This is a genomic window from Blautia sp. AM28-27 (assembly GCF_003480905.1).
GTDB lineage: Bacteria > Bacillota > Clostridia > Lachnospirales > Lachnospiraceae > Fusicatenibacter > Fusicatenibacter saccharivorans.
Genome location: NZ_QUJK01000008.1, coordinates 85,441 through 97,557, shown reverse-complemented (window position 1 = coordinate 97,557; position 12,117 = coordinate 85,441). Strand labels below are relative to the sequence as shown.

General features: G+C 50.4%; 10 protein-coding genes and 1 other annotated feature. All 10 genes read left to right on the top strand.

Annotation, left to right across the window (positions count from 1 at the left end; genetic code table 11):
* The first annotated feature begins 41 nt into the window (after positions 1-41).
* Complete coding sequence (locus DW743_RS11780; protein WP_117761612.1) at positions 42-614, top strand: M48 family metallopeptidase; 573 nt, start codon at positions 42-44, stop codon at positions 612-614.
* Positions 615-632: 18 nt separating this feature from the next.
* The gene (locus DW743_RS11775) at positions 633-1,592 is read left to right on the top strand and encodes a hypothetical protein (protein WP_117761613.1); all 960 of its coding nucleotides are present in this window, start codon (positions 633-635) and stop codon (positions 1,590-1,592) included.
* Between the two features lie 83 nt (positions 1,593-1,675).
* Positions 1,676-2,116, top strand: a complete 441-nt coding sequence (locus DW743_RS11770; RefSeq protein WP_243002073.1) for an SseB family protein — start codon at positions 1,676-1,678, stop codon at positions 2,114-2,116.
* A gap of 147 nt (positions 2,117-2,263) precedes the next feature.
* Positions 2,264-2,608, top strand: coding sequence for a putative signal transducing protein (locus tag DW743_RS11765; protein ID WP_117509828.1), 345 nt, complete (start codon positions 2,264-2,266; stop codon positions 2,606-2,608).
* Between the two features lie 21 nt (positions 2,609-2,629).
* On the top strand, positions 2,630-3,430 hold the full coding sequence (locus DW743_RS11760) for an MBL fold metallo-hydrolase (RefSeq protein ID WP_117761614.1): 801 nt from the start codon (positions 2,630-2,632) through the stop codon (positions 3,428-3,430).
* Between the two features lie 110 nt (positions 3,431-3,540).
* Positions 3,541-3,761: a binding site (T-box leader), on the top strand.
* 95 nt (positions 3,762-3,856) lie between these two features.
* Positions 3,857-6,508, top strand: a complete 2,652-nt coding sequence (locus DW743_RS11755) for a valine--tRNA ligase (RefSeq protein WP_117761615.1) — start codon at positions 3,857-3,859, stop codon at positions 6,506-6,508.
* Positions 6,509-8,725 carry an LTA synthase family protein gene (locus DW743_RS11750; protein WP_117761616.1) on the top strand — a complete coding sequence of 739 codons (2,217 nt, stop codon included), beginning with the start codon at positions 6,509-6,511 and terminating at the stop codon, positions 8,723-8,725.
* Between the two features lie 343 nt (positions 8,726-9,068).
* Complete coding sequence (locus DW743_RS11745; protein ID WP_055228045.1) at positions 9,069-10,364, top strand: bifunctional folylpolyglutamate synthase/dihydrofolate synthase; 1,296 nt, start codon at positions 9,069-9,071, stop codon at positions 10,362-10,364.
* Positions 10,365-10,390: 26 nt separating this feature from the next.
* Positions 10,391-10,564 carry a hypothetical protein gene (locus tag DW743_RS18160; protein ID WP_022461761.1) on the top strand — a complete coding sequence of 58 codons (174 nt, stop codon included), beginning with the start codon at positions 10,391-10,393 and terminating at the stop codon, positions 10,562-10,564.
* A 9-nt stretch (positions 10,565-10,573) separates the two neighbouring features.
* Entirely contained in the window at positions 10,574-11,989 is a 1,416-nt protein-coding gene (locus DW743_RS11740) for a tetratricopeptide repeat protein (protein ID WP_022461762.1), read from the top strand.
* The last annotated feature ends 128 nt before the right edge of the window (positions 11,990-12,117 follow it).

Sequence of the window (12,117 nt, the reverse complement as noted above, 5' to 3'; positions counted from 1 at the left end):
GCAAAAAAATGGTAAAACAGACAGCTTTTGAGGAAAAATAAATGGAACAGAAAGACAGCGCAGAACGGATTTTAAAACAGATTCCCTATGAGATCGTGTATTCCGCCCGTAAAACGCTCGCCGTCCAGGTCAAAGCGGATGGAAGCGTGGTGGTGCGCGCACCGAAACGGATGGCAAAATACAAAATCGAAGCATTCTTAAAAGAAAAACAGGATTGGATTCACACACACCGGGAAAAAGCGTTGGCGGCCGCAGAGCAGAAAGCAGCGAACCGTCTGACGGAAGCAGAACGAAAAGCGGCGGTTAAACGTGCGGCGCAGATGCTGGCGGAAAAGACGGCACATTTTGCAAAAGAGATGGGCGTAACGTATGGCAGAATCACAATTCGTGAGCAGAAAACCCGCTGGGGCAGCTGCAGCAGCGCCGGAAACCTGAACTACAACTGGAAGCTGGTGCTGATGCCGGAGCACGTGATGGATTACGTCGTTATCCACGAGCTGGCGCACCGGAAAGAGATGGACCATTCCGCGCGGTTTTACGCGGTGGTGGCACAGCAGATGCCCGATTACAAAGTGTGGCAGAGCTGGCTGAAGGAGCATGGAAGAGAGTACTGAAAAAGAGAGGCAAAACAAATGATACTGACCGAAGAAAAAACATATATCATCAATGTGACGGAAGTCGATACCGACGCAGAGCTCGGTTTAAATAAGAAAGATATTATGATCAAATACACGAATCTGGAGCTGCTGCACGCGGTTCTTGCAAGCACGATGCCGTACGGCCGTCTGTCGGCGCGCTACCGCGGAAAACGGAAGGCGGAGCTGCAGTCACGGATTGCGATGGTGGAGAGTGTGCTCGAAACACGCGGCGACCAGCTGACAAAAGCGGAGCAGATTATGTATCTCGACACGGCGGAGCGCAGTGCAATCTGTCATTATCTCGGCATCATCTACACGCGGCTGATTGCGCAGAAGCTGTACGGAATTGACTGTATGGTACCGCTGAACCTGATCGAGCAGCCGGGGGAGAAAAAATTTGTAAAATACAACGGTGCATACCGCCAGGATCTGATCGGATACGGAAAGCAGAACGCATGGAGCGTCTGGGAGCCGGTCGGCAGGAGCGAGAACAGCCAGGCGGCCTTTGGAAACGGATGCCGGGCGGCGTCGGAGATCGAGAAGATCAATGAAAATCCGCTGGCGAAGAGCGCGGCGTGCATGACGTATTACGAGAGAGGCTATCTGAATGCCGTTGTAAAAGAGCCGGAGCGGACCGGGGACGGGACACTTTGGTTTCCAGAGGAGAATTATTTCAAAGCATATTATCAGCCGCTTTTCGAGCTGTTTGCGGACGAACAGCCGGGTGAGCTGTACGGAAGCAGCGGCGGCTTTGAACTGGAGCTGACTCTGCCGTGGACGGAGGAAGGAAAACGCGGCTTCCGCCATCTGCAGATCGGAACGGATCAGGTGACGATTGCATTGATGCGGGAAGGGAAGTACGATCAGATCTTAAAGCGGATGGAAAACGTTTTGGATTTATCAAAAGAGTGCAGATTCTGCGGGGAAGATGGCATCTGGGTAGGCGCAGAGTAAAGGTCATCGGAAGTGCCGAAGCTGCCGGGGATGATGGTACACAGATTCTGTGTGGGAAAAGCGAAAAAGAAAGGACAAGAGCAATGGCAAAAAAAATGGAAACTCCAAAGGACGAAGGGCTGCAGGGGAATGAAACGATAGAGGAAGCAATTCTGGGACTGCAAAAGGAGCCGACGCCGGAACTGCTGGCACATGTGCTGACGGTAATCCGCCGCAGAATGAAAGAGGGCGGACAGGCGATTCTTTCCGTGGAACCGCCATCCGGCGACGATCAGATCCGGATCGGAACGGTAAAGAGCGCAGACGGAAAAGTCTGGTGGGCCGCGTTTACGAGCTTTGATGAGGAATTAAAGGGGAGCAGCAGCGTGAAATCTACGTTTCTCGTGAGTCTGGAACAGCTGATCCACATGGCATCCGAAACAAAGGAGATCAGCGGTGTGATTTTCAATCCGTGGAACCGCACGATCATGCTGGATCATACGCTGCTTTCGATTATCATCGGAGAAGAGAATGCAGGACATTGATATCATATTTCACTTGGCCAGATTACGATGCTGCTCACAATCAACTTCGATTACGGATTGCGTGGGTGATGATGCTGAGAGAAAAAAAGAAAATAGCATAAAATAGCGGAAGGTGGATCTAAGGCACAAAGCACAGGAGGGAAAGATATGGGGTATCGAAAGGTGTATCGTACGGTAGATGAACAGACTACAAAAAAGATGGTAAAGATGCTGCAGCGTCATGGAATCATGGCTTATGGAAAAAGCGAAGGAGCCGGAGAAATTCTGCAGATTACAACTGGAATACCGTATCAGGGACGCGTTGTTTATGTGAAGGAAGAGCAGGCAGAGGAGGCAAAAAAACGGATTGCCGACTGGGAGAAAAAAGGGGAATTTCCTGAGCCGCTCCGAACACAGTCCCATACGCCAAAAGCAAGAATTGCAGCTCTGATCTGGGTTATTATTATTGTTATGGGGATTTTATTTAACATAGGGTTCAGTATGTTCCGGTGAACAAAAGGGAGGTTTTACAAAATGGAAGGTTTTCAGGTAACAGAAATCGGAGAAAAAATTTACTGTATTCTTGACGCGGGAAATTCGTCATTCTATGTGGTAGAAGGAGAAGAGAAAGCGGCTGTGATTGATACCGGCATCACAGCAGGCGCAAAGATTCTGCCGGTGATAAGGGAGTTGACAGATAAGCCTCTGCTGCTGGTTATCACGCATGCGCACCCGGATCACATGTATCATATCGATGAGTTCAACGAGGTTTACATGTGCCACGACGAAAAGAAGATGGACCCGGAGACGCTCAGCGTACTGACAGCGGGAAAATTAAAACCGTGGGAGGAGATTCATGACATCCGTACCGATTCCGTGATTCCGCTCGGCGGCACAGAGCTGGCCGTCTGTCAGACACCGGGCCATACGCCGGGCAGTGTTGTCGTGCTGGAGACGAAACAGAATTACCTGTTCACCGGAGATGCGATCGGAAGCGGCTGCGGTGTCTGGATGCAGGTGCCGGGCGGAACGAGCCTGGAAGAGTATTACGATGGTCTGGTTGGTCTGATGGCGTGGCTGGTGAAAAAGGGCGGCCGCATGAAATTCTTCGGCGGTCATCACACGCAGGTGTTTGAATCGACGGCGCATCCGGTTTACAATCCGCTCAGCCTCGGCGTTCTCGCAGATCTCATCGACCTTGTGGATCAGGTGATCCACGGCGAAAACCTAGGACGGCCAAGCAATGCGAAGCCGTTTTCGAAAGAACAGGTCCGCTACGCGTCGTACGGCCGCGCAGAAATGCAGTACTGTGCATCGCGGATTCACCGAAAATAAGCGCGTGAAATCTTAAAACTTCCATAAGAAGAAAGGTTTTTGCCCGCGGCGGCTTGACAAAATAAAAAAACGCGATTATGATAAATGCAGTTTCTATTCCAACAGAAAAAGAAAAGGTTATGAGGAAGAGGAGTACATGGCAGGCCCCAAAAGAGAGGACGGTTCACCGGCTGAAAGGCTGTCCGGGAAGGTGGTCATGGAAGGTAGCTTCTGAACCGGAGAGCTGAAAAGCACAGAAGATGTGATGATTAGGTTCTCACGCATGAGTCACGTTACAGACTCCGAAACGAGATACAAATTAAGGTGGTACCGCGGAATTTTCGCCCTTTGCATGCATGTTATGTGTATGTGAAGGGCGTTTTTGATTTAAGACAAGCCTCTGCGGGAATAAATACCACAATACACCAAACATAAAAGGAGGATCTCATGAGCAAAGAACTCGCAAAGACCTACGATCCGAAAGGACTCGAGGACAGACTGTATCAGAAATGGCTGGATAAAGGATATTTCCACGCCACTGTAAACCCGAACAAAAAACCGTTTACCATTATGATGCCGCCTCCGAACGTAACCGGACAGCTTCACATGGGCCATGCACTCGACAACACCATGCAGGATATTCTCTGCCGTTTCAAACGGATGGAGGGATATGAAGTCCTCTGGCAGCCGGGAACCGACCATGCGGCGATTGCAACCGAGGTAAAGGTTACCAATATGCTCAAAGAGCAGGGCATCGACAAAGATGAAATCGGACGCGAAAAATTCCTGGAGCATTGCTGGGAGTGGAAAAAAGAGTACGGCGGACGCATCAACAGCCAGTTAAGAAAGATCGGCTCCTCCGCAGACTGGGAGAGAGAACGCTTCACCATGGACGAGGGATGCTCCAAAGCCGTAGAAGAAGTATTCTGCCGTCTGTATGAAAAAGGATGGATCTACAAAGGAAGCCGCATCATCAACTGGTGCCCGGTATGCCAGACTTCCATCTCCGATGCAGAGGTTGAATATCAGGAGCAGGCAGGCCACTTCTGGCACATCAACTACCCGGTAGTTGGAGAAGAAGGCCGCTTCGTAGAAATCGCAACGACCCGTCCGGAGACTCTGCTCGGCGATACTGCCGTAGCTGTCAATCCGGAGGATGAAAGATATACAGATATTGTAGGAAAAATGCTGAAGCTTCCGCTGACCGACCGTGAGATCCCGGTTATCGCAGATGCTTACGTAGACAAAGAGTTCGGAACCGGATGCGTAAAAATCACACCGGCACACGACCCGAACGATTTTGAGGTAGGAAAACGCCACAACCTCGAAGAGATCAACATCTTAAACGATGACGGAACCATGAACAACAAGTGCGGCAAATACGCCGGCATGGACCGCTACGAGGCAAGAAAAGCCATGGTAGAGGATCTCGAGAAGCTTGGCCTTCTTGTAAAAGTAGTGGATCACGTTCACAACGTAGGAACCCACGACAGATGTAAGACAACCGTAGAGCCGATGATCAAACCACAGTGGTTTGTAAAAATGGCGGATATGGCTGCCGCTGCCAGCGAAGCAGAGAAGAACGGGGAAGTAAACTTCATCCCGGATCGTTTCAGCAAGATTTATCAGAACTGGCTGAACAATATCCACGACTGGTGTATTTCCCGTCAGCTCTGGTGGGGTCATCGTATCCCGGCCTATACCTGTGATGACTGTGGCGAGATCACGGTTGTAAGAGGCGGAATGCCGGAAAAATGCCCGAAATGCGGCAGCACCCATCTCACTCAGGACCCGGATACCCTGGACACCTGGTTCAGTTCTGCTCTGTGGCCGTTCTCCACGTTAGGATGGCCGGAGAAAACACCGGAATTTGATTACTTCTATCCGACGGATGTTCTCGTAACCGGATATGACATCATTTTCTTCTGGGTTATCCGTATGGTATTCTCCGCACTGGAGCAGACCAAACAGGTTCCGTTCCACCACGTACTGATTCACGGACTCGTTCGTGACTCCCAGGGACGCAAGATGAGTAAATCCCTCGGAAACGGTATCGATCCGCTCGAAGTCATTGACAAATACGGTGCAGATGCTCTCCGTCTGACTTTGATGACCGGTAATGCACCTGGAAACGATATGCGTTTCTACTGGGAGCGTGTAGAAGCCAGCCGTAACTTCGCAAACAAAGTATGGAACGCTTCCCGTTTCATCATGATGAACCTGGAAAAAGCAGAAGTTCCGTCTGAAATGCCAAAAGACAAACTGACACTGGCAGATAAATGGATTCTTTCTAAGGTAAACACGCTGGCAACGGAAGTAACGGACAACATGGACCGCTACGAGCTCGGCATCGCCGTACAGAAGGTTTACGACTTTATCTGGGAGGAGTTCTGCGACTGGTACATCGAGATGGTAAAACCGCGTCTGTACAGCGAGACCGACGAGACGAAGGGCGCTGCACTGTGGACCTTAAAAACCGTTCTCGGCAATGCACTGAAACTGCTGCATCCGTTCATGCCGTTCATCACAGAGGAAATCTACTGCACGCTGAATCCGGAAGAGGATTCCATCATGATCGCTGCATGGCCGAAAGAGACCGAAGACTTTGCATACGCAGAGGATGAGGCAGCTGTTGAGATGATGAAAGAGGCCGTAAGAAGCATCCGTGGTGTACGCACCAGCATGAATGTACCGCCGTCAAAGAAAGCAAGCGTATTCGTTGTAACCGAAGATGCTGCTGTACAGGAAACCTTCAAAAATGGTGCTGTATTCTTCGGAACTCTGGCAGGAGCAAGCGAAGTTCACGTACAGGCAGATAAAGCCGGCATTGCAGACGATGCGGTATCTGCAGTGATCCCGCAGGCAACGATTTATATTCCGTTTGCCGAGCTGGTTGACCTCGAAAAAGAGATCGCCCGTCTCGAAAAAGAGGAGGAGCGTCTGACAAAAGAAATCGCACGTTCCAACGGCATGCTTGGAAACCCGAACTTTATTAACAAAGCTCCGGAGGCAAAGGTTCAGGCAGAGAAAGAAAAACTGGCGAACTATCAGCAGATGATGGAGCAGGTTCAGACAAGATTGGAGCAGCTGAAAAAATAAATGAAAAAAGGAAAAAAACTGCATGGAAACAAGGAAACCGTAGTGAAAGTCTGCAACTGGCTCTCTTTACCACTGCAGGCCCTGGGATGCTGTATTCTGTATCTGGTGATTGAAGCATTTTCCCGCCATTCGCTGGCATCTGCATGGAGCTACATGGTGGAAAGCCCATGGGTCTTTTTGTACAATGCATTTTTGATCTTCACTACCTTTATGGTAGTTTATCTGTTCCGCAGACGTGTGCTGGTGCGGCTCATCATGAGCAGCTTCTGGCTGCTGCTCGGCATCATTAACGGTGTGATTCTGGCAAACCGCGTCACGCCGTTTACCGGACCGGACTTGCGGAATTTAAGCGACGGCGCAAAGGTCGTGACGAAGTATCTGTCGAAAGGTACCATGATCCTCGTCGTAGCAGCCCTTGTGGCATTATTGGCATTTTTTGTATGGGTCTGGATCAAAGGACCGAAATTTCAGGGGAAAATCCGCTGGTATCTGAATGTGCCGTTGATTGCTCTGGTAATTGTACTCTTTACGGGAGCAACAAATCTGGCGCTTGCAAAGCGTGTGCTTTCCAGCTATTTCGTCAACATCGCATTTGCCTACCAGGATTACGGCTATCCGTACTGTCTGGCAGTCACCCTGTTTGATACGGGAATTTCAGAGCCGAACGGCTATTCCGAACAGCTCGTGAAACAGATTGAGACGAGTGAAGGCGAACAAAAAGAGGATGATACGGTAAAACCGAATATTATCTTTTTGCAGCTGGAGTCCTTTTTCGATCCGGAGCTGGTTAATTTCCTCAACATTTCCGAGGATCCGATCCCGTATTACCGGCAGCTGATGAAGGATTATTCTTCCGGTTATCTCCGCGTGCCGGTGGTGGGAGCCGGAACAGCAAACACAGAGTTTGAAACTATTTCCGGCATGAGCCTCCGGTATTTCGGAGCGGGTGAGTATCCGTACAAATCGGTGCTTTCAGAGGAGACGTGTGAGAGTGCGCCGTATGTTTTAAAGAATCTTGGCTATGCGACCCATGCGATCCACAACAATGAAGCAAACTTCTATTCCAGAAGAAGTGTGTTCTCACGTCTTGGTTTTGATACCTTTACCTCGGAGGAATATATGCCGGATATCTCGGATGTGACGGCGACAGGATGGGTAAAAGACCATATTCTGACAAAAGAGATCATAAAAACGCTCGATGCGACAGACGAACCGGATTATATCTATACGATTTCGGTACAGGGCCACGGTGATTATCCGACAGAGCCGGTGCTTGACGATCCGGAGATTACAGTGACAGGCGCGGAAGACCGGGAAAAAAATAATTACTCCTGGGAATATTATGTAAATCAGATTCATGAGATGGACATATTTGTCAAAGAGCTGACGACAAAGCTTGCGGATTATCCGGAGCCGGTGGTACTTGTGATGTACGGGGACCATCTGCCAACGATGGGACTGAAAGTAGAAGATCTGGAGAACCGCTATCTGTATCAGACCGAATACGTAATCTGGGATAATATGGGACTGAAAAGAAAACAGGAAAACATTGCTTCCTACCAGATTGCAGCAGAGGTTATGAACCGTGTGGGAATTCATGACGGAACCATTTTCCGGTATCATCAGACGAGACGGAATACGAAGAATTATCAGGTGGATCTCGAGGTGCTGCAGTATGATATGCTGTATGGAAAACGGTACGTTTACGGAGAAGACGGAGAGACACCGTATGAGCGTGTGAAGCTGCAGATGGGTGCTTTGCCGGTAACACTGGAACGAATCGAAAAATCCGGAGAAGATACCTGGTATTTTTACGGAGAAAACTTTACGGCATCGAGCCGTGTGGAAGTCAACGAGGAGATACAGGATACCGTCTATGTCAGCCCGTCGATTCTGATGGTGCATAGTCTGACCCTGGAAGACGGTGATCAGATTACAATCGCGCAGCAGAGCAACAGCTCGACGAAGAAGGTGCTGACAAGGACAGAGCCGATGATGTATGAAGAGCCAAAAACGGTATCTACACCGACGTCGACGCCGAACCCGGACAGCACGAAAACAGATGTGACGCAGGAAAATGCCAATACGAGCACTGCGCCGCAGGATGAACTGACGGCAGCGCCGTCCGGTGCGCCGGAGGGCGAAGGCGACAAGATTGAGCCGTCAAAAACAGAAAACAGCGATAAACCGGCCGAAGACGGCGGTCTGCAGAATTAAAAAGAGTGTCCGAAAGATCATACAGTGGGGCGGATTTTGACGTCCCACTGTATCTTTTTACGGGGAAAGTCGAAAAGTCGGGACAAAATTTTGAAAATTGCTATGGACATATCCGGTCACTCGATTATAATGATACTAGTACATCGTTTTCGAAATAACTATACCACTCACTTGTCTGCAAATCCGATTGCACAGGCATAAAAGCCTCGGCGTAGCCCGCTACGCCTACATTTTTATACCTGCACACTCGAATCTGCATCCTGCGTGATTGGTATAGTTATTTACGAAACGATGTACTAGGGTCTGAAAGCAGCCCTAAAATACTGAAGAATGGTGAAATAAAGTGAATTATACAGAAGCAGTTGATTATATCGAAACAATACCGAAATTTACGGTGAAGCATCCGCCGGAACATACGAGGGAGCTTCTTTCGCGCCTTGGGAATCCGCAGGAAGGGATCAAAATTATCCATGTGGCGGGCACGAACGGAAAGGGAAGCGTCTGCGCGTACTTGAATGCGATGCTGCTTGCAGGCGGCAAAAAGACAGGACTTTTTACCTCCCCGCACCTTGTACGCATCAACGAGCGGTTTCAGATCAACGGGGAAGATGTGTCGGATGAGCAGTTTCTCGACGCATTTCTCAAAGTGGAAAAAGCAGCCAAAGAATACGAGGCGGAGGGCGAAGGCCATCCGAGCTATTTTGAGACGCTGTTCCTGATGGGAATGCTGATTTTCAAAGAAGCCGGCGTGGAATACCTGGTCATGGAGACCGGCCTTGGCGGACGGCTGGATGCGACAAATGTGGTCGAAAAGCCGCTGGCATGCATCATCACGTCCATCAGCCGCGACCACACCGAGTATCTCGGCGACACCCTCGAGGCGATTGCGGGAGAGAAAGCCGGCATCATCAAAGCCGGTGTCCCGGTAATCTACGACGCCAGCCAGCCAGGTCCGGCTTCTGTCATTGCCGCAAAGGCGAAAGAGATGGGAAGCCCGGCATGGCCGATGGAGCCGTCGTTCTATGAGATGAAAACACAGAGCCGCGAGGGTATCACCTTTACCTTTGCATATCCGGGCGGCGAAAAAGCAGAGCTTGCGATTCCGTACGTGGCAAAATACCAGATGATGAATGCAAGCCTTGCGTTCTACACGATGCATATTCTGCAGGACGTGCACGACATTCCTAAGAACGTGCTTGCGGAAGGCCTTTCGAAGATCAAATGGCCGTGCCGTATGGAAATGGCTGCGCCGGGCGTCATCATCGACGGCGCGCACAACGAGGACGGCATTGCACAGTTTGTCAGCACGGCAGGCTATTTTGCGAAAGAAAACGAGATCACGATTCTGTTCACGGCAGTTGCAGACAAGCACTATCATGAGATGATCGGTGAAATCTGCGAGGGCATCCATCCGTCCCATGTTGTTGCAACGCAGATCGACGGAAGCCGCGTCGTACCGGCGGAAGTGCTTGCAGAGGACTTCAGAAAAGCAGGATGCACGGATGTCTGCGCGGAACCGGAGATCGGGGCAGCGTATGAGAAGGCACTGGGCAAAAAGGGCAGCGGCATGCTGTTCTGCGTGGGTTCTCTGTATCTGGCGGGCGAACTGAAAGCATATCTTGCAAAGCGGAATGGTTAGCGAATACAGGAAGGAATTTTTTGTTTATGTTAAATTACGAAGAAGAACTGAAGAAGTTTAAACCATGTCTCGATGTGGACGAGGTGGAGGATGCGATTTACAGCCGTGATCTGACGGATGTGATCGACATTTTGAAAGAAATGATGAAAAACGACAAGCCGGAACAGGAAAACGAGACAGAAGCGGAAAAGGAAGAGTAAGGTGCCGGAATGAACTGTATGAATTGTAAATCGGTTGTGGATGTCGGAATGGAGATCTGTCCCAACTGTGGTTTTAACCTGAGAGTACAGAGAAAATGTTTTTCTCTTTCGAATATGTACTACAATCTGGGCCTCGACAAGGCAGAGATCCGGGATCTTTCCGGAGCGATCGATATGCTGCGGCGGAGTCTGAAGTTTAACAAATACAATATCCATGCGCGGAACTTGTTAGGCCTTGTCTATTTTGAGACGGGTGAAGCGGTTGCGGCGTTAAGTGAGTGGATCATCAGCAAGAATATTATGCCGGAGAATAATGTGGCGACGGAGTATATTGCGACGCTGCAGGCGGAGCAGGCGAAGCTGGATATGATCAATCAGACGATCAAGAAATACAACAGTGCGCTGAAATGCTGCCGCGAGAACAATGAGGATGTGGCTGCGATCCAGCTGCGCAAGATTCTGAACCAGAATCCGAAGCTGATCAAGGGATATCATCTGCTGGCGCTGATTTATATTCACAAGGGTGAGTATGAGAAAGCGCGGAAGATTCTGAAAAAGGCGGCGAAAATTGACAAGACGAACTCGACGACGCTTCGTTTCCTGAAGGAGGTTGATTTCCAGACGGGTACGCAGACGTCGCTGGAGCCGCGGCGGTTCGGCCGCAGGGAGCGTACGGAGGAGCAGCGCGAGGACGAGCGTGAGCGTGTGGTAAGCGGGGATACGGTGATTATTCCGCCGACGTTCCGCGAGACGTCTACAGCGGCAACGATGCTGAATATCGGTATTGGGCTGGTGCTTGGCGCACTGGTTGTGTGGTTCCTGATCGGGCCTGCGAATACGCAGCGAATTAACCGGCAGGCGGACGAGAAGGTTGTGGAATACAGCGGCAAGATGGCGAGCCAGGAGGCCCAGCTGAACCAGCTCCAGAGCCAGGTGGATTCTCTGAACGAAACGACGGCTTCTGCGCAGCAGCAGATCCAGACGGCACAGGATACGGCGGCTTCCTACGAGAACCTTTTAAAGGCTGTGGAAGCGCAGCAGCAGGGCAACACGAGCAACGCAACAAACGCACTGACCGAGGTCAACCCGGAGGTGCTTTCTGTGGACGCAAAGGCTGTGTATGACACTATTTACAAGAGCATGCAGTCGTCTATGTTCCAGGAGCTTTCGCAGTCGGGTGTGAATGCATTTGACGATGCGAATTACACTGAGGCGATTGATAAGCTTTCGAAGGCTAAGAATATCAACGACAGTGACTATACGGTGCTTAACTATCTGGCGCATGCGTATCGGCTGAGTGGGGATACCGATAATGCGATTTCGGTGTTCCAGGAGATCATCGATAAGTTCCCGGGAACCCAGAAGGCTACTAAGGCCGAGCAGCAGATTGAGGCGCTGGGGGGGACTGTGAAGACGGAGGAATAGTGAGGACGGATGCCCACGGGGCAGAATGCCGCAGGAGATGCGGCGCTGTTTCGTCGGGCTGATACCACTGACTACGCGGAGGTTGCGTGGGACGAAGGGCAAAAAAGTATAAAAGTGAGAAGATAAAA

Coding starts and splice junctions, on each gene's coding strand:
- DW743_RS18160 (WP_022461761.1), top strand. CDS start 10,391: ATGTTAAATTACGAAGAAGAACTGAAGAAGTTTAAACCATGTCTCGAT.
- DW743_RS11750 (WP_117761616.1), top strand. CDS start 6,509: ATGAAAAAAGGAAAAAAACTGCATGGAAACAAGGAAACCGTAGTGAAA.
- DW743_RS11775 (WP_117761613.1), top strand. CDS start 633: ATGATACTGACCGAAGAAAAAACATATATCATCAATGTGACGGAAGTC.
- DW743_RS11770 (WP_243002073.1), top strand. CDS start 1,676: ATGGCAAAAAAAATGGAAACTCCAAAGGACGAAGGGCTGCAGGGGAAT.
- DW743_RS11780 (WP_117761612.1), top strand. CDS start 42: ATGGAACAGAAAGACAGCGCAGAACGGATTTTAAAACAGATTCCCTAT.
- DW743_RS11755 (WP_117761615.1), top strand. CDS start 3,857: ATGAGCAAAGAACTCGCAAAGACCTACGATCCGAAAGGACTCGAGGAC.
- DW743_RS11740 (WP_022461762.1), top strand. CDS start 10,574: ATGAACTGTATGAATTGTAAATCGGTTGTGGATGTCGGAATGGAGATC.
- DW743_RS11765 (WP_117509828.1), top strand. CDS start 2,264: ATGGGGTATCGAAAGGTGTATCGTACGGTAGATGAACAGACTACAAAA.
- DW743_RS11760 (WP_117761614.1), top strand. CDS start 2,630: ATGGAAGGTTTTCAGGTAACAGAAATCGGAGAAAAAATTTACTGTATT.